Below are 16929 nucleotides of genomic sequence, written 5' to 3'. Positions count from 1 at the left end.
ATTCATGAGGAAAGTATGGATCCTTGCAAAGAGAAAGAGGGCTTTATAAAATAAAATCCAATACCCTAGGGGTATTCGTTAATGTAAGGACAGCAACTATGCGAAAACTACTTTTATTAGTTTCTTGTGGACTTTTGTCTATCAACCTAACTAGCTGTTCTCTACCAGCATCAGGAAGCTATCACCCTAAGCTTTATAAATCAGGGAGTAAAGCAAAAGGTGTTGTTGCTATGCTGCCTGTGTTTTATCGTTCTGGAAAAGCCTCAGAAGTTCTTCCATGGAATTTGCAAGCAGAATTCACACAGGAAATTGGAAAAAGATTCCATGCCTCTGATAAAGTATTTTTAATTAAACATACAGCGTCTCCACAGGTCATTTCACAATTTTATTCCCCTGTAGTTCCTGAGTTTTCTCCTCAAGCAGTAGCGGAATTTCTTCCCGCCGAGTTTATCGTAGCTACAGAGCTTCTGGAGCAAAAAACTTCTCAAGATGCGTTTGGTCACGACTCCATAACAGCATCTGTTCGTGTTCGTGTTTTTGATATTCGTCACAACAAGGTTTCTTTGATTTATCAAGAAATTATTGAATCTAGCCAACCTCTTGCTATAACAACTAGCGATTATCACCGTTATGGGTGGCAAACAAAAAACTTCGAAGCAACACCTATGGGTCTGATGCACCATCGTCTATTTCGAGAAGTTGTCGCCAGAGTTGAAGGCTATGTCTGTGCAAATTATTCGTAACTTATGATGCATTCTTGGTTATTCCTTCTCATATTGCTAGCTTTAGCAGCGGTAATATCAAGAAACTTTTTTGTTTGGCCGAAACCTACAGAAAAAACCCCAATACAACTACAACATATTCTTATTGGAGTTGTTCTTTTGTTTCTTCCAGGATGGATTCCTTGGATTACTGGGTCACATTCCGAAGCAGCAACGCGTTCACTTCATGGAATATTTTTAGCATGCGCGTTTATCTTTTATCTCTTAGGTCTACCTATTGAAATTACAAGAAGTGTCATTTATTCAGGCAATAAGCCTGAGGCCACCTTTTTTAAATCTATATGCTCTGCCATCCGGATGTGGGTAATTGTGATTCCTGTTACTCAAATCATCGGTTTAGTACTAAACAAAGGGCTGATGCTAATCATGCCTCTAGAAGCTATACAAGAACAAACGCTCACTCGAGAAGTCCAAAACACCTTAACATCAACAATGTATGACCGTGGGTTTATTTTAAGCCTAGCGATTTTGATCCCATTTGTTGAGGAAATATTTTTCAGAGGCTTCCTACAAACCTTTTTGAAAAATAAAATGAATAGAATTTATGCTCTTCTTTATTCCTCGGTAATATTTGCTCTTACTCATGTAGAACATTCCTGGGGAAGCTTAGTGTTTGTACCTGTTCTTCTTGTCTTTTCTCTATTTACAGGATTTCTGTATGAAAAAGAACGCCATATTGCGGCACCTATAGCACTACACATGTTATTTAACGCCACAAACATTGGAATGCTGTCTGTGTAAGACAATCTAGAGAGAAAAAGAGTAAGCTGGAGAAACACTTCTAGCAAAAGAAAGCACTTCTTAGGGCTGCTACCTTCCAGTCCTGACCCGGTTCGCAGGTCTCTTTTCTTAAAAGGTCCCCAACTTACTGCTCCTTGATATCATACTTGGTGAATTTTACTAAAGAGGAAAGCCTTGGGAAAACAGTCTATTTTTCTCGTTTTTCTTCAAGTTTAGCAAGAGTCCATGCCTTCCTTGCTTCTTCATAAGAAATTGTTTTACTCGTATCGAAAACATGAGGAGCCCTACGACGGATTTTAGCAAAGGCTTCACTAACAATAGCCCCTACTGAAGACATTCCTAGTAACTCCATCTTAAAACATAATAACAACACGAGTGTAAGGACATCTCCAGCTTCAGAGGTGACCTCATCAACAGGGTGTCCTTCATGAACAGCTTCACAAAGCTCCTTACACTCTTGAAAAATATGACTAATTATAGAGTCAAAATCCTGACGATCTGTCCAAGGACAGACACCATCTAAGACCATTTTTCTAACAAGCTCTAGTAACTGAGAAAAATCTATATTTTTCATGAACTTTAAACCTGTATAAGTTCAGACTGAAAGATAGCATAAGGATTCTCTAATAACCAAGCTTTGATTTTCCTATGTCCAGAAGAAAAAGGTAAAGAATCCATAATATCTAAAGGATAGAGAAGCTCTGATTTTGGTTTTGATTTTGCATAAAAAATTTTGGGGATAAGGCGTACCTTATAGTGAGTAAATGCATGACGTTGTTCTTCTAATTCCCCAGCAAAAACCAATGGGGCCTGTATATACTCTTCCATGTTTTGAATTAACCCATCTATGTCTGAAAGATCTTCAGAAGACTCAACCTCTATATAAGGGAATTCGTACAAACCAGCCATCATCTCCTCGGGTTTTCTCTGTTCAAGAACAATGAAACCGTTATACAGAACAATTGCTACCCAACGAAATAGCGTAACAGTTTTTTTCCTAGCATGACGTATAGGAAGAGATTTTTGTCTTCCTTCTTTAAAAGCACCACAAATAGCGTTTAAAGGACAAATCTCACACTTGGGAGCACGTTTACAAATACACGCTCCTAGTTCTATCAAAGCTTCAGCAATAACTTGAGAATCTTTGGTGGGCAAAAGAGACATGACGATTTTAAATACCCATGTTTTCGTAGACTCTAAATCTATAGAAGCATCTATCAAAAAAACTCTACTGATTACGCGTAGTACATTGCCATCGACCGCTGCGGTTCTTCTTTTAAAAGCAAATGCTAAAATTGCGTGTACTGTATAAGGACCTAAACCTTTTATCCGCATTAAATCTAAAGGATCATCAGGGAGCTTCCCACCAAAATCTGTCATCACCATGCGCGCTCCATGCAAAAGATTTCGGACTCTCGTATAATATCCCAGGCCTTCCCAGGCCTTAATCACCTCTTCCTCATTAGCTGTAGCTAACGATTCCATGGTAGGAAATTTTTTCATCCATTCAACAAAATATTTTACTACAACCTCCGCTCGAGTTTGCTGAAGCATAACTTCAGAAACCCATACGTTATAGGGCGAAGGATTGTCTCTCCAAGGAAAGCTACGTTTATTATCTATAAACCATTGTTTTAACTTTCCTATAGGAAAATTCTTCGCCCTTTCAGAAAAAGCTATCTTTGTCATACAAATTCTCGTAAAATTTTACCTAAGTTTTAATTTTTGCTACACTTTATGAAAGAATTCTCATGGGTCGCGCATCACGAAGAAAGATTGTCATCCTTCCTGCGTTCACGGCTGCCAGATCACAAAAAACACATCATACTGGATTCGGTCCGTTATCACGGTTGTCGTGTAAATGGTCGTTTGGAAAGGTTCGAGTCTTATAGGGTTCAACCTGGAGATCGCATTACTCTTACTGTGCAAACAAGATTAGAGCCACAAATCCTTTGGGAAGATGCACACTGCTGCATTTATAACAAGCCTGCACACACCTCTACAGAAGATCTTGCAAAAATCACCGGACTCAATATTGTCCATAGGCTAGATAGAGACACAACGGGGTGTATCTTATTCGCCAAACATGCCAGTGCTGCCAATGCCCTCTCAGAACTATTCAAGAAACGAAAAATACATAAACAATACACCGCTTTAGTTTTTGGTCATCCAAAAAAATCTTCAGGAACCGTAATTTCTTATACTGCTCCTAAATCTCGTCGTTGTGGCTCGGTAATTTTTGGAAATACGCACAAGAATAATGGGAAGTTGACTATCACACAGTGGTCTATTCTTTGTGCTTATAAACAGTACACCCTGATGCGCTGTGAACCTATTACAGGAAGAACACACCAGATCCGTCTCCATATGCACACACTGGGTCATCCTATTGTAGGCGATGTAGATTACGGCAGAAAAGAACAACCGAAACATGTATTTCGTCCATTATTACATGCTCATGCCTTAACCTTCACATCGCCTTTTTCAAAAGAAAAGGTAGCGGTTACCTCTTCTGCTTTTGGAGATCCTCGAGAAGAGGCGTCTCATTTACTCATAAACTAAACCCAAGTCGTTTCCTCTATTTTGGACAGTATTAGGAGCTTTATTGATTTCCTCCTCTACTGTTGTCTTGAACTTGTTGGTTATTACGGTTATCTAGTTGATCTCCGTATTTATTTTGTATATTTCGAGGACGCGCTCCCTCTTGTTCATAATCGCGATCTGTTGTACTCAATCTAGACCGAGCCAACTCCCAGAAGCTGTAGCTCGTGTTACTATAGGAGCTTGCTGTTGCGTAATAGGTTGTTGCGTTACAACAGAATTTTGTTGGACCCCAGCTAATAACATCCATTTTCTAGAGCTTTTCTGTAAAATCTCTTGTTTAGATTCTTCACTAAGATTTTGAATGTTGCCCATTTGTGCACTACGCTTGTCAAAACACTTCTTAGCAAGATTAAAGTAAGGATTTTCCTATGGTTCTTGATTTAACTGCCTTTGAGTAAGCTCATTGATCCAAAGACGATTATCGATATCATTAAATAACATACGCATCTCTAACCTATCACATATTCTTGACTCTTTAAGAGGAATCTCATCAGATACCACGGTGATACTACGATAGACTAAAATCATGCACATGATTGTCATTAAGTCGTTCACACCTAGCTAAACCTGTTTTCCACCACGAGATGCTTTCATTAAAAAACTTTCCCTAAATCCTGCATAACATAGGCAGATGCAACTACTCCTAAAGGTGCTATTTCTGAATGCCGACGAGAAGTCACAGAAAGATTAGGAAGACTAAGAGACAGTTTTTCCATATCAAACTCTGAAACAGCCATAACATCTTCATCCCCTCGCCATTCATGGAAGAATACGCACGCACTGCCCCAACTGTACACTATCGATATCACAAGAACTTCCCATTCCCGATACAAAAACTGATCGTAAAAAAGTATTTTTTAAAATACGGTTATAACCTTGTACAGGACAACACCACATAGTATTTGTTTTGTCTTTCAAAATCCTGGGAAGGTCGTTAGAACATTTACCACATTCTTCTCGAATCTGCTCCAAAGAAGGCAGCCTAACTGTGGGATTTCTTGACGAGAGAGCTACTATATCAACTCATAAACGAATCAAAGCCAAAAGCACTATCTTACTAGAATACTCATTTTCTATACGTTGCGGTTCTTCCTCTAAACCTCTTCTAATATCAACTTCTACTCCGCAAAAATTCCCAAATAGGCCACTCAAAAATCTTCCTAAAGCTCCACAACCACACTCTCCCTGGCTACATCTAGGACAACAACAATTTCTCTCACAGTATGTATGACAGTAATCATAACAGAACTTTCCGCTACGTTGAGCTCCTTCACTAGTGACAGCAGCAGAAATAAGATACGCCAAAGACACGGCAGCAAAACCTACAGGTCCAGCTAAACCTTCTAATGCCCCGATTAGCTGTACCACCTTCCCCTCCACATACTAGAAGAACCTCTCCCTTTTTTACCTGCTAAGTTTACTAAAGCTGAAGTCAATAGCTCGATATTTGCAAATTCTTGCACTTGAAGCATATTGACCAACGCTTGCGCGCTTTGTGTCTGAGAACCGGGAGTTCTTGCAATGCACTGAAGTAAAAAAAAGTGCCTGTGCATTTCGATCTGAAGTACCATGAACACTTTGTGTGAGCATATCTAAAAGTGCTTGATTATTCACCCCTGTATGCACTCCACCATTGGCACCAGGCTGTGTCGTAATCACAGGAGGAAGCGTCGTGGATTTTCCATCTCCCTTATGTGAAGAATTTCCACTGGAACTGTGAAACAATTCATGAATATTGTAGACACAATTCACACCTCCCTCAGTAGGTTGTGTCCCTCCTTGCACAGGCACAAGATTAGAATGTTCCAATGTTCTTAAGCTACCATCATCAAAAGTAAAATCGGGTTTTTTATTACCCCTACCTGTGGGTACTGTTATTTCTATGTCTCCTTGATTAAAATAACTAATGAAGGGAATTTAACCCGAAGTTGTTAACCTTAAAAATTAGTGCCAAGGAGCTTAGATAAGAAAATAAGAAGTGTATAGAAAAAGTTTTAATTTAAGAAAGTGAGCATGTAATAGATGCTCTGCCACTATCTCGTTACTCTTTACTGCTTAAGAACTTAAGAACGGGATTGAGCTGAATGATCACATGCTCGGAGTTTTGATTTTCAAAAAGTTAGGTTATACGGAAGTCTCGCGATACTCCTCTGGAATTTCTGAGAGATCTTATAACAGGTTGATCCTCAACATCTCTTTCCTTGCTGATCCGGTTGTTTAATACCAATCCAGCAGCTCTCATCCATGGCATAGACATCTTAACAACTAGGTTATCCCTAACCTCAGTTTTTGCCCTGTCTTTCAAGTCGCGGGTGTTATTTTCTTTCTTTGATACTCTTCTAGCTATATTTGATACTTTTCTAGCTATATGAGTATATAAAACAGAAGCGTTCATACTCGCTCTAATGTCACTACGCTTATTTCTTTCTAATTGAACATATTTCTCTTGAACCGTCTCTAATAGTTGTTGAATTTCCTGATTTCTATGTATTCTAGTTTTATCAGAACCAGTTTCATCTACTACAACAAGATTCTTATGAGCTAAAACAATACAAACTAAAGTCATAAGATCTTCCGTAGATAACCAAATATTATCCCCATACGATACAGCCGCAGAAAGAATCCTAGACACATGAGTCATAACACTAGAAGCGTCAGAAACACCTAACCTACGATGAACTTTTGCATCCTCGTCTCCGTCTTTGGCTTTCATAACTACAAGAGAAACAAGAGAACGGACCAATCTTTCAGAATCAAAGGGTTCACTAGTAGCAACAAATCCTTGTGATCCCCAAGAACAATCAATCATGACCTTTCCACGCAAGTTATCATTATTAATAAAGATGTGGTGATTAGATAATCCTGATATGATGCCTTCCTTAAGAAGAGGACGAGATAAAATACGGGCATAATTGCACGCAGCCTCTCCCCACATTTCTTTGCTTTTTCCTTTAATAATTTTATTAAGATCTTTTGAAGCAAGATGACATTCAGCTTTAACTCGATCTAAAGTAGGCAAACCTACACGTTTACCAGCTAAAAGATCTACCGTATTTACTCCTAAGTTATTTAAAGCGACTAAAACAACAGCTGAGCTGTATTTTGTTTCTAGTTTTCTGAACTCATCTTCTGTAATCGCTCCTCTGCGGCTATCTAAATTAAAGCATCCTGCAAAAAGACCACATAAAAATGAACCAAAGCGGCCACAACCACCAGCTCCTTTTGCACATCCACAACCTACGCAACCACAATTTCCTGAACAAGAATCTGCGCAGCCATCATAACACGACTGCATAACATTTCGTGTTGTCTCGCTTTGCAATACCCCAGAAACTAAAGAAAGTATAGAAACAGCAGTAGTTATATTTGATACTCCATCCGGGTGGGTAGTTTCATATAAATTTTTAATGGCAAGTAAGAAAGAGTCCATCCCTTCAGGAAGAGGTAAGCCTAATGTCTCTGTTAATATTCCCGTTAACTCCTGCAATACCATGAGAGTTATCGCACCACCTTCACCCTTCAAGAACGCAAATAACATCTGCAAGTCGTTGGAAGATTTACAAACAGGTGTTGCCATAATTATGTTACAAAACATAGTAATGTTTCTTATAGAGGTGAAGTCTCCTTCTTTAATCAAGTCAAGTAACTCATTATATTCTTCCCTGGACATTCCTCCTGAAAGTAGATTAAAAAATGCTTCGATTTTCCCCCCACTAATGCTACCGTGAAGTAAATCTTGTTTTAGGAGATCAATAAAAAAACTGAATAACTGCGTGCGCAATACTGGAGATTTTTCTATTGACTCCACTCCTTCTTTACTTCCTGTTAAAGAGGTTGTTTCTACCTCTAAAAGTGAAATATCATCTAAGCACTCTATACTCGCACGAGGTTGTGTCAATATTGAAGATCTTGCAAAAAGATCTGCTCCAAGTGAAACAGAGCGCGTCATAACTTCTCTTACATGATCACGTAACACTACTGTCTCATTTTGTCTCTCTTTTAGATATTCCAAATAAGTAACTTGATCTGTTTGTGATGCACTATCACGTATAAAAGACTCCATATCTAAATAAATATCTTCTAAACTTGAGTCTAAAGCTGATAAAGCTGCTGCTGCTGCCTCACCTGCATCTGCAACAAAAGCAGAAGAAGTAATCTCCCGACTATTTGAAGCTTCTGGGGATGTTTGTGAAGTTGAAGGCGTGGTTACACCAGTCAACACTGTTTCAGCAACAGCAGAAACCAATGATGTGTTCTCTGTAATGTTAGGTTCTTCTTGAGGTTCTCCATAACCTAAAAAAGAACGTATATTACCTAATGGAAATGCCATGATTTTTCTCCTAATTTAATTTCATCCTATTCACTTACAGATCACACTAAACATAGGATTTGACTTGCAAACTTGCGCAAGGGGCCGAGAATCTATACCTGAGAAACTAAAATGTAAATAAAAATTTTAATTGACATTTGAAGAGGTTAAGAAAAAAATCTATCTCCACAGAGCAATAAGAAGGGATTTTCAAAGAGTTTCGTAATAATCAAGAAATCTGCTACCCTCCTCAGAATATCAATGCAGACTAGAAATAAGGTTGACGAATGTTAAAAATCGATTTAACTGGGAAAGTAGCTTTTATAGCGGGGATTGGTGACGATCAAGGCTATGGCTGGGGAATCGCTAAAGCACTAGCAGAAGCGGGGGCTACTATTATCGTAGGAACCTGGGTACCCATCTATAAAATCTTCACGCAGTCTTGGGATTTAGGGAAATTTGATCAGTCTAGAAAGTTATCTGATGGCAACCTCTTAGAAATTAAAAAAATCTATCCTATGGACGCTAGTTTTGATAAACCTGAAGATGTCCCTGAGGATATTGCAGAAAATAAGCGTTATAAAGGTATTTCAGGATATACTATCTCAGAGGTTGTTGAACACATTACTAAAGATTTCGGTCATATTGATATTTTAGTCCACTCCCTAGCAAACAGTCCGGAAATTTCCAAACCACTTTTAGAAACATCACGTAAAGGCTATTTAGCTGCGTTAAGCACATCAAGTTATTCCCTAGTGAGTTTATTAGCTCACTTTGGACCTATTATGCCTCGAGGAAGCACTAGTATTTCTTTAACTTATCTAGCTTCTTCTCGAGCAGTTCCTGGATATGGTGGGGGAATGAGCGCAGCAAAAGCTGCTTTAGAAAGTGATACAAAAATGCTAGCTTGGGAAGCAGGAAGAAAATGGGGCGTCCGTGTAAACACTATTTCGGCAGGTCCTCTAGCCAGTCGTGCAGGAAAAGCTATTGGATTTATCGAACAAATGGTCGATTATTATTTAGATTGGACCCCTATTCCTGAACCTATGACAACAGAACAAGTGGGTACTGTTGCTGCTTTTCTAGCTTCTCCGTTAGCTGGCGCAATTACCGGAGAAACCCTCTACGTGGATCACGGAGCAAATATCATGGGAATTGGTCCTGAAATGCTTCCTAAGCGTTCTTAATTCTGTGGTATTGTGCAACACCCGCCTCCCATGCCGAAAGAATACCTAGCTCTTTCGCTGGGGAGGCAAGAAAATCTGCAATAATATGCATAGGCTCCGGAGCTGAGCTCATAACTATCTTAAAGTCACCACGCTCTATCAAATCAATATCATTAGCATCATCTCCCGAAGCTATAATAAAAGGCTTTTGTCCCTCATAAACTATGTCAACCACACGATCAACAGCACAACCCTTAGAGACTGATTTATCAGTCATGAACAAAATTGCATAGTCAAAATCAAACGGCCAACGCATGAATGTAATGGTCAAATTGTTAACTAACTCTTTAGATTGGATAATCCTCTCTTGAACCTTTTCTACCTCGTTTTTCTTACCAAATATTTTCGCAACGGCAAACGTTGCATGGGGATAATCTTTAGAAAGTTTTTTAGTTTCTACTAATCTTTTCCGATCCTTCGCACTAGGAAAATAAACAGGGTCTAAGTGACGCAAAAGATCTTTCGCGCTAGGACAATAAGCATAGCGATAATAATGATCTTGATACAGAGCACCCGATTCTATAGAACAAATGACATCACTATCCTCTACACATATTTCTAACGCGGGTAAAATTTCATGGGGAATATTTTGAAAATAAAGAAATTGATGCTCTACCGAAGACCAAACACAAGCACCATTTTGACAACCCAATAAGTAGGGAACAGGGAACTCTTTGAAGAGCTGATGTGCGTAAGAAAAATACCTTCCCGTAAGGAAAAATAACCTCCACCCAGAATGATAGAGATGGGTTAAACACTGAATAATTTTAGGATCCAAATGGTGTGGAAGATGAGTAATCGTACCATCTATATCCGTAATGAGTAATTTATCCATAAGTAACTTTACCACTCCCCTTAAACTTATTTCGATCCTTTCACCGGGCCTGATTCTCATGAATGAAAAATAGGTCTATGATAAAGAACAAAATCAATATAAAATATGATAAAGAAAGAAACTATTAAAAACCTTTTTAGATTGATCTGAGTATCCCCTTAAATTCAAAATTAATCATCTAAATACACCATTCTTACAGGAACATACACAGTTACAGTTTAATTTATTCTTGGAACTAATCAAACATTAACTTATAAAGAACTGATTGAAAACAGTTCGTTCGTAAAACGTCCTAACTTAAAATTGTTTTTGAGTTGATGACTACATAGAAACGCAACAAGGTCTCTAACATGCCTGATAAAATCCTTTCGTTCCTCATATTTTGTATGGACGACCTTGCTCTTGCTGATACTTCTAGCGAGCAAATAAATCTCCCAGGAATGTTTCCAGAAAATATGAAACTTGAAATGCTTAAAATGCTGGGATCCTTAACACTACTACTTGCTGTATTTGGTATTGGAGTTTGGGCTTTTAAGAAGTTCTTAAAAACTAAGGGTCAAGCGCTTGGAAACTCTTCAACAATAAAAATTCTTGATAGACGCTCCATAAACCCAAAAACTTGCATTTATATCATTCGCGTTGTGAATAAAATTCTTGTTATTGCGGAATCTGGAGAAAAAATTACCCTACTTTCAGAATTTCCTCCTGATACGGACATTAACGAGCTCATGCAGCAAAATGAGAAAAAACAATCTTCATCTACCTCTGCTTTTCTTAGTAAGAGTATTCAAAAATTTCATAAGAATAAGAAAATAGACAACACTCATGTTTCTAATTTTACTGACAAAGCAGTTTAATCGCATATTATGAATAATTTGGAGTATTTTAAATGACAACATGGTCTTTAAATCAAAATAACTTGTCAAAATATCTCACACATGCGGGATTAGAACCTCTTTTAGAGAGAGAGAGTGGTTTAACTTATATCAACATTCAAGCTGAAGATCATGAACTCCCCTTATTTTTTGTGATTCGCAATGAAGGAGAAATCCTTCAGATGATATGTTACTTTCCCTATCAGCTATATGACAACCAAAGAGAAGCAACAGCACGCCTCCTCCATTTACTTAATAGAGATGTGGATATTCCTGGGTTCGGAATGGATGAAGAACAAGGACTAATTTTCTATCGTTTAGTTATTCCCTGCCTACAGGGTGAAATTAATGAAATATTATTACGTGTATATATCGATACAATTAGATTAGTTTGTGATAGTTTTTCTCACTCTATAGGTTTGATCTCTTCAGGAAATATGAATCTTGATGAATTGAAAAAACAAGCACGTAAAGAAAAAAATGAATAACTTAGGGCAAACTCTATGACAGCACTCATTTTTTACGATACTGAAACTACGGGAACACAGATAGATAAGGATCGTATTATAGAAATTGCTGCCTATAACCATATAACTAAAGAATCTTTTGTAACTTATGTAAACCCAGAAATTCCTATTCCTGAGGAAGCGTCGAAGATTCATGGCATTACCACATCTACAGTAATCTCAGCTCCTAAATTTCCAGAAGCCTATAAACATTTCTGCGACTTTTGTGGGAATGATGCTATTCTTGTTGCGCACAATAACGATAGTTTTGATTTCCCACTAATTGAAAAGGAATGTCGTAGACATGCCTTAGCACCTTTATCCCTAAAAACAATAGACTCACTCAAATGGGCTCAAAAGTACCGGCCCGACCTACCTAAACACAATTTACAATATCTACGTCAAGTGTACGGTTTTGCTGAAAACCAAGCACACCGCGCTTTAGACGATGTCATTACCTTGCATAATGTATTTTCAGCACTTATTGGAGATCTGTCCGCAGAGCAAGTGCTTGCTTTAATGGAAGAAAGTTACCACCCTAAAACATTTAAAATGCCTTTTGGGAAATATAAGGGTAAGCCCCTTAGTGAAGTGCCTCCGTCTTATATCCAATGGTTAGAAAACCAAGGGAACTTAGATAAAGATATGAAAGCTGCTATTGACTTAATGAAACAATTGACATGATACTTTCAGCTGCTTTTTCACCCTGCCCAAATGATATTTTTCTATTTCGTTCTTTTTTAGAACGTTATGAAGAATCCAACTTGTTACATCAAGTGAGGATAGCAGATATCTCGACTTTAAATGAATTAGCCTTACAGCACCGCTTTTCTTTAGTCAAAATATCAGCAGCACTATTCCCGAAAGTCACTAATGATTACATTCTTATGGAAGTAGGAACGATTATTGGCTATGGAGTAGGTCCTTTAGTTTTAGCTTTAGATCCTCAAGCGCCTATCAAAACAATCGCAACTCCTGGAATAACAACAACTGCTCACCTTCTCTGCAAGATATTTTATCCTGATGCAGAGCTTATCCCTATGAAATATTACGAAATTATCTTAGCTATTCTTCGTGGCACTGTAGATGCAGGGACTATCATCCATGAAGAAAAGTTTAACTACGCATCACAACTATTCCCAAGAGCAGATCTTGGCAAGTTATGGGAAGAGAAAACACAACTTCCTCTGCCTTTAGGATGTCTTGTTGTATCAAAGACTGTTCCCCAAGATATTGTAAATATTCTTACCTTAGCATTGAGAAAATCCTTATTTCTAGCAATGAAAGACCCTGAAGGTTCTGAAAACAAAGCCTTAGAATACTCTAGAAATAAAGACACAGCTGTTATTAGAAAATTTATAGCTACTTATGTTAACGAAGAAACTCTCGTATTATCTAACTTAGGGAAAAAAGCTCTTCACACATTAGCAAATTATGTCAGCTGCACCATCTAATTATCTCTGCAAAATTCTCCTTGTCTTAGCAGACAGGCAAGAAGCACAATCTTTACTTCAAGATTTTGCTTTCACAAAACTCACAAATAATTTCTACCGATGTCCAGATATTCATATGTCTATACTTATAGATATGATTATCCTCGACCAGTGGGGAAAAGATGGTGTCGTTCAAGCTTTAACAAATACCTTATTAAAAAATTATGATTCCTGTGTAAATATTGGGTTTGCAGGAGCCTGCTCCTCGAGATTTCCCCTCCAAACATGCTATACTATTGATAAAGTATCACAGCTTAGCAAAGATATTCCTAACCAACTCGATACTACACCCGAATTGACAGTTACAGCTCTTCCTAGCCTATCTAAAGCTACCTTAGTTTCTGCTCATGCTCCTTATAAACACGGATTCCATGACACATTTCAGCTTGTAGATATGGAAGGATATTCTATCGCCGGGTTATGTAAAAACTTGAATCTACGGTGTATGATGTTGAAAATCACTTCGGATTATACTACAAAAGATGGCGGAGACTATATTAAACAACACAAGCGTGTGTTATCTGAAAAACTTTCCTGTGCTTTTGCCTCAACTATTTACGATATTATAGAATTCTCGACCCTATAGCAGTCGAAAGGTGTTCGCATTTTAACTGAAGGAAAGCGGCGTAATCAACTCTGGATTTACAGATGAGGAAGCTTCCCAGTCTTTAGTCCCGGATAATTCCCACATTTTTAAGAACGCAGGACAAGACGATAAAAGTTCATCTTTCATTCCCTCTCCCACTTTACTACCGTGTTCTAAATAAATTACCCGATCTACATACTCCAAAGTGGAGAGCTTGTGTGCTATAATGATTTGAGTACATTGGCCTTTTAACTGCCCTATAATCTCTTTGATGTAGTTTTCACTAATAGCGTCTAGAGAAGAAGTCGCCTCATCTAAAATCAAAATTGAAGCATTTTTCAATAACGCTCGCGCTATTGTTAATCTTTGCTGTTGCCCTCCTGAAAGATTTTTTCCCGATTCTTCAAGAAGACTATGCACTCCCTGAGGCATCTTCTGCACAAATTCATAAGCATAAGCTTGCTTTAATGCATGAATGACATCTTCTTCAGAGATATCCTTACCACAAGTAAGGTTATTCCAAATAGTGTCATAAAACAAAAATGGGTTTTGTAAGACACAACCAATATGATCTCTAAGAGAAGACTTACTATATGACTTAATAGAAACTCCATCTAGAAGAATTTCTCCTTGAGAGACCTCATATAACCTAGGAAGCAATTTACTGATTGTGGTCTTTCCACTTCCTGTAGGACCTACAATACCAATAGCTTCTCCCTTATTGACAGTGAAGTTAAGATTCTTAAGAACCTTCCTCTCATTATCATAAGAAAAAGAAACATCACGGAATTCTAAATTTCTTGTTAAACCCAGGAACTCTTGACTATCTTCAGACTCATTCTGCAAATCAGGATGGGAAAGCACCTCATAAAACCGTTCCGCAGCAGCGCAACCTTTCATAATGGTAGTATTCTCATCTCCAAATTTCTTCACAGGGTCATAGATGAGATATAATAAACCACAAAATACAATAAGTTCTTCTGGAGCAATATTAAATTTATAAAGACCGATAATGACAACAAAAGCAAAAAATAACGAAGCTATTGTATGCAGTAAAGGACGTGGGAGGAGTCCATAAGCAGCACTTTTTTCTTCTAAAGCTGCTATTCGACTATTTTGATCACAATATTTCTTGAATGCGAATGATTCCGTACGGAAAACCTTTACAGTGACTATGCCCGCAAGAAAATCTAAAAGTACGGAAGAAAACTGATCTTGATTTTTTTGTATTCTCTTCGCTAAGGCTTTGATTTTCTTCGCGATGATCACAATAGGAAGAATCAATACAGGAAAAGCAATGCAAACTAAAAGAGAAAATTTCCAAGATATCGATAAACATACGGCTAAAGCTAATGTTAGAGTTATCGGAGCTTGGACATAATTCACCATCAAAGAATTTACTGCTTGAGCTATGCTGGTAGAATCTGTAATCACACGACTACTAAGATTTCCCATATCATGAGCATGGAAAAAGGTCATCGGCAACTTTTGTAATGCTCTAAAATAATCCCTGCGGAGATCACAACTAACACGAATAGCTACCACTTGAGATAGGAATCTCTGAAAGAATAGAGTCACGGCTTTAAAAATCGCCACAATAATCAAAAACAAGGCTAAGGAACCAAAACATGACAAATCCATATAGCGAGAAACAAAACATGATAATCTGCTAGTTATCGATGTTGCTCGCTTTCCATAACGAGAAATATAGGCGTTTGCCTCTGCTGTAGTTATCGTATCGGAATCGGGAGAGATGTCGGACCATCTCTCTAAAATCTGTTCTTGGCTTAACTGCGACGCCTTGATCAGTTGATTATTTTCCTTGTGAGCGAAAAGAAGAAAAGCATCAGGTCCTGTTTTTGCAATAATACCTAGAGAAAAAATCTCTGCTTGAGACGACACGGTTAATCCTAAGATGGCAAGCAAAGAAAAACCTAATAGCGTGAGATGCTTTTTATGCCTCAGGACTGCTTTCAGAAGAAGTTTCATAGAGACCTATAGTTCGAAATTTCTGATACCGCTTTTCTAACAAATCTTCCATTGATAGGTCTTTGAGTCGTAACCATTCCCGAAGTATAAAATCTTGAACATCGCGATATACAGCAGCTGGGTTGTGGTGAGCACCACCTACCGGCTCCTTAATGACAACATCCACAATAGCAAATTGTTTGAGATCCTCACCATGCATTTTTAACATAGCAGCCGCTTCACTATTCTTTTTCGGATCCTTCCAAAGAATAGAAGCGCAGCCTTCAGGAGAAATTACAGAATAATAGGAGTGTTCTAACATAGCAATCACATCTCCGATAGCCATGCCTAAAGCACCTCCGGAACACCCTTCTCCTATAACAAGAACGATAATCGGGGTTTTTAATCTAGCTAGTTGGAAAAGATTGTTAGCAATCGCCCATCCTTGACCACGCTCTTCAGCAGTAAGACCTGGGAAAGCCCCCGGAGTATCAACCAAAAAGACAATAGGAAGACCGAATTTCTCAGCCATTTTTGCAAGACGTAGTGCCTTACGAAAGCCTTCGGGACATAGCATGCCGAAGTTCCTGTGCATTCGGGATGAGGTATCACACCCCTTTTCCTGGCCAATAAGCATAAATCTCTGGCCCTGAATCTTAGCTAATCCGCCAACAACAGCAGGGTCATCACGGAACGTGCGATCTCCACAAAGCTCTACAAACTCCTCACACATTCCTTCAATGTAATTCACTGATCGAGGACGCGAAGGATGACGGCATATCTGCACACGTTCCCAAGGAGTCAAATCTGCGTAGATCTTCTCTTTTAACTTATCTAAGCGCCTTTCCAATTTTTGTATCTCTGAGGAGGATAGTAAAGAATTTTTTTTATTTTTTTCCTTAAACTCTGCTATCGTTTTTTCGTACTCTACCACTTGTTTTTCATGGGGAAGAAGCTCCATAATAACATTCTCTCCTCTTACAAAAAGGACAATTTTAATACAA

At 38.2% G+C, this 16929-nt stretch carries 20 protein-coding genes and 1 other RNA gene; 9 read left to right on the top strand and 12 right to left on the bottom strand.

Annotated elements, in window-relative coordinates:
• The first annotated feature begins 98 nt into the window (after positions 1–98).
• Positions 99–743: a CT253 family lipoprotein gene (locus tag E1N70_RS03970; RefSeq protein WP_131744253.1), complete on the top strand. Its 645-nt coding sequence runs from the start codon at positions 99–101 to the stop codon at positions 741–743.
• 3 nt (positions 744–746) lie between these two features.
• Positions 747–1523: a CPBP family intramembrane glutamic endopeptidase gene (locus tag E1N70_RS03965; RefSeq protein ID WP_131744252.1), complete on the top strand. Its 777-nt coding sequence runs from the start codon at positions 747–749 to the stop codon at positions 1521–1523.
• A gap of 25 nt (positions 1524–1548) precedes the next feature.
• On the opposite strand, the gene ffs is transcribed toward E1N70_RS03965, so the two are convergent.
• The 3 genes from ffs to mutY all read right to left on the bottom strand — a co-directional run bounded on the left by ffs (position 1549) and on the right by mutY (position 3212).
• Positions 1549–1646: signal recognition particle sRNA small type (gene ffs / locus E1N70_RS03960), an RNA gene on the bottom strand.
• Positions 1647–1710: 64 nt separating this feature from the next.
• On the bottom strand, positions 1711–2097 hold the full coding sequence (locus tag E1N70_RS03955; protein WP_131744251.1) for a MazG nucleotide pyrophosphohydrolase domain-containing protein: 387 nt from the start codon (positions 2095–2097) through the stop codon (positions 1711–1713).
• A gap of 5 nt (positions 2098–2102) precedes the next feature.
• Positions 2103–3212 (bottom strand): A/G-specific adenine glycosylase, encoded by a 1110-nt coding sequence (mutY, locus tag E1N70_RS03950; RefSeq protein WP_131744250.1) that lies wholly within the window; start codon positions 3210–3212, stop codon positions 2103–2105.
• Between the two features lie 48 nt (positions 3213–3260).
• On the opposite strand from mutY, the gene E1N70_RS03945 reads away from it, so the two are divergent.
• Positions 3261–4085 (top strand): RluA family pseudouridine synthase, encoded by an 825-nt coding sequence (locus tag E1N70_RS03945; protein ID WP_131744249.1) that lies wholly within the window; start codon positions 3261–3263, stop codon positions 4083–4085.
• Between the two features lie 168 nt (positions 4086–4253).
• Here the strand turns inward: E1N70_RS03945 and E1N70_RS05190 are convergent, their stop codons facing one another.
• The 6 genes from E1N70_RS05190 to E1N70_RS03935 all read right to left on the bottom strand — a co-directional run bounded on the left by E1N70_RS05190 (position 4254) and on the right by E1N70_RS03935 (position 8457).
• A complete protein-coding gene (locus E1N70_RS05190) occupies positions 4254–4439 on the bottom strand; it encodes a hypothetical protein (protein ID WP_244201106.1) in 186 nt (61 codons plus the stop codon).
• 54 nt (positions 4440–4493) lie between these two features.
• Positions 4494–4670 carry a hypothetical protein gene (locus E1N70_RS05185; protein WP_244201105.1) on the bottom strand — a complete coding sequence of 59 codons (177 nt, stop codon included), beginning with the start codon at positions 4668–4670 and terminating at the stop codon, positions 4494–4496.
• Between the two features lie 50 nt (positions 4671–4720).
• Entirely contained in the window at positions 4721–4936 is a 216-nt protein-coding gene (locus tag E1N70_RS05180; protein ID WP_244201104.1) for a hypothetical protein, read from the bottom strand.
• Between the two features lie 214 nt (positions 4937–5150).
• A complete protein-coding gene (locus tag E1N70_RS05175; RefSeq protein WP_244201103.1) occupies positions 5151–5495 on the bottom strand; it encodes a hypothetical protein in 345 nt (114 codons plus the stop codon).
• 36 nt (positions 5496–5531) lie between these two features.
• Positions 5532–5936, bottom strand: coding sequence for a hypothetical protein (locus E1N70_RS05170; RefSeq protein ID WP_244201102.1), 405 nt, complete (start codon positions 5934–5936; stop codon positions 5532–5534).
• Positions 5937–6246: 310 nt separating this feature from the next.
• Positions 6247–8457: a hypothetical protein gene (locus E1N70_RS03935; RefSeq protein WP_131744248.1), complete on the bottom strand. Its 2211-nt coding sequence runs from the start codon at positions 8455–8457 to the stop codon at positions 6247–6249.
• Positions 8458–8723: 266 nt separating this feature from the next.
• Between E1N70_RS03935 and E1N70_RS03930 the strand changes: the two genes are divergently transcribed.
• The gene (locus E1N70_RS03930) at positions 8724–9623 is read left to right on the top strand and encodes an enoyl-[acyl-carrier-protein] reductase (protein ID WP_131744247.1); all 900 of its coding nucleotides are present in this window, start codon (positions 8724–8726) and stop codon (positions 9621–9623) included.
• Here E1N70_RS03930 and E1N70_RS03925 read toward each other — a convergent pair.
• Positions 9610–10497 carry an HAD-IIB family hydrolase gene (locus tag E1N70_RS03925; protein WP_131744246.1) on the bottom strand — a complete coding sequence of 296 codons (888 nt, stop codon included), beginning with the start codon at positions 10495–10497 and terminating at the stop codon, positions 9610–9612. The genes E1N70_RS03930 and E1N70_RS03925 overlap by 14 nt on opposite strands.
• Positions 10498–10847: 350 nt before the next feature.
• Here E1N70_RS03925 and E1N70_RS03920 point away from each other — a divergent pair, with 350 nt between their 5' ends.
• From E1N70_RS03920 to E1N70_RS03900, 5 genes are read left to right on the top strand one after another with little or no spacing between them, the layout of a single operon-like run.
• Positions 10848–11354 (top strand): FliO/MopB family protein, encoded by a 507-nt coding sequence (locus E1N70_RS03920; protein ID WP_131744245.1) that lies wholly within the window; start codon positions 10848–10850, stop codon positions 11352–11354.
• 32 nt (positions 11355–11386) lie between these two features.
• Positions 11387–11860 carry a type III secretion system chaperone family protein gene (locus E1N70_RS03915; RefSeq protein ID WP_131744244.1) on the top strand — a complete coding sequence of 158 codons (474 nt, stop codon included), beginning with the start codon at positions 11387–11389 and terminating at the stop codon, positions 11858–11860.
• Between the two features lie 15 nt (positions 11861–11875).
• Positions 11876–12562 (top strand): putative quorum-sensing-regulated virulence factor, encoded by a 687-nt coding sequence (locus tag E1N70_RS03910; protein WP_131744243.1) that lies wholly within the window; start codon positions 11876–11878, stop codon positions 12560–12562.
• Positions 12559–13332 carry a 1,4-dihydroxy-6-naphtoate synthase gene (locus E1N70_RS03905; RefSeq protein ID WP_131744242.1) on the top strand — a complete coding sequence of 258 codons (774 nt, stop codon included), beginning with the start codon at positions 12559–12561 and terminating at the stop codon, positions 13330–13332. Before E1N70_RS03910 ends, E1N70_RS03905 begins: the two co-directional genes overlap by 4 nt.
• Complete coding sequence (locus tag E1N70_RS03900) at positions 13313–13957, top strand: nucleoside phosphorylase-I family protein (RefSeq protein WP_131744241.1); 645 nt, start codon at positions 13313–13315, stop codon at positions 13955–13957. The genes E1N70_RS03905 and E1N70_RS03900 overlap by 20 nt, the downstream gene beginning before the upstream one ends.
• A gap of 21 nt (positions 13958–13978) precedes the next feature.
• Here the strand turns inward: E1N70_RS03900 and E1N70_RS03895 are convergent, their stop codons facing one another.
• Together E1N70_RS03895 and E1N70_RS03890 are read right to left on the bottom strand one after the other, a co-directional pair.
• Positions 13979–15946 (bottom strand): ABC transporter ATP-binding protein, encoded by a 1968-nt coding sequence (locus E1N70_RS03895; RefSeq protein WP_131744240.1) that lies wholly within the window; start codon positions 15944–15946, stop codon positions 13979–13981.
• Entirely contained in the window at positions 15912–16886 is a 975-nt protein-coding gene (locus E1N70_RS03890) for an acetyl-CoA carboxylase carboxyltransferase subunit alpha (RefSeq protein WP_131744239.1), read from the bottom strand. Before E1N70_RS03890 ends, E1N70_RS03895 begins: the two co-directional genes overlap by 35 nt.
• Positions 16887–16929: the final 43 nt, after the last annotated feature.

Origin of the sequence: Chlamydia buteonis, assembly GCF_900634605.1 — a bacterium.
Taxonomy (GTDB): Bacteria; Chlamydiota; Chlamydiia; order Chlamydiales; family Chlamydiaceae; genus Chlamydia; species Chlamydia buteonis.
This window is presented reverse-complemented; position numbering and strand designations above follow the sequence as displayed.

Coding starts and splice junctions, on each gene's coding strand:
- E1N70_RS03970 (WP_131744253.1), top strand. CDS start 99: ATGCGAAAACTACTTTTATTAGTTTCTTGTGGACTTTTGTCTATCAAC.
- E1N70_RS03965 (WP_131744252.1), top strand. CDS start 747: ATGATGCATTCTTGGTTATTCCTTCTCATATTGCTAGCTTTAGCAGCG.
- E1N70_RS03955 (WP_131744251.1), bottom strand. CDS start 2,097: ATGAAAAATATAGATTTTTCTCAGTTACTAGAGCTTGTTAGAAAAATG.
- mutY (WP_131744250.1), bottom strand. CDS start 3,212: ATGACAAAGATAGCTTTTTCTGAAAGGGCGAAGAATTTTCCTATAGGA.
- E1N70_RS03945 (WP_131744249.1), top strand. CDS start 3,261: ATGAAAGAATTCTCATGGGTCGCGCATCACGAAGAAAGATTGTCATCC.
- E1N70_RS05190 (WP_244201106.1), bottom strand. CDS start 4,439: ATGGGCAACATTCAAAATCTTAGTGAAGAATCTAAACAAGAGATTTTA.
- E1N70_RS05185 (WP_244201105.1), bottom strand. CDS start 4,670: ATGACAATCATGTGCATGATTTTAGTCTATCGTAGTATCACCGTGGTA.
- E1N70_RS03935 (WP_131744248.1), bottom strand. CDS start 8,457: ATGGCATTTCCATTAGGTAATATACGTTCTTTTTTAGGTTATGGAGAA.
- E1N70_RS03930 (WP_131744247.1), top strand. CDS start 8,724: ATGTTAAAAATCGATTTAACTGGGAAAGTAGCTTTTATAGCGGGGATT.
- E1N70_RS03925 (WP_131744246.1), bottom strand. CDS start 10,497: ATGGATAAATTACTCATTACGGATATAGATGGTACGATTACTCATCTT.
- E1N70_RS03920 (WP_131744245.1), top strand. CDS start 10,848: ATGCCTGATAAAATCCTTTCGTTCCTCATATTTTGTATGGACGACCTT.
- E1N70_RS03915 (WP_131744244.1), top strand. CDS start 11,387: ATGACAACATGGTCTTTAAATCAAAATAACTTGTCAAAATATCTCACA.
- E1N70_RS03910 (WP_131744243.1), top strand. CDS start 11,876: ATGACAGCACTCATTTTTTACGATACTGAAACTACGGGAACACAGATA.
- E1N70_RS03905 (WP_131744242.1), top strand. CDS start 12,559: ATGATACTTTCAGCTGCTTTTTCACCCTGCCCAAATGATATTTTTCTA.
- E1N70_RS03900 (WP_131744241.1), top strand. CDS start 13,313: ATGTCAGCTGCACCATCTAATTATCTCTGCAAAATTCTCCTTGTCTTA.
- E1N70_RS03895 (WP_131744240.1), bottom strand. CDS start 15,946: ATGAAACTTCTTCTGAAAGCAGTCCTGAGGCATAAAAAGCATCTCACG.
- E1N70_RS03890 (WP_131744239.1), bottom strand. CDS start 16,886: ATGGAGCTTCTTCCCCATGAAAAACAAGTGGTAGAGTACGAAAAAACG.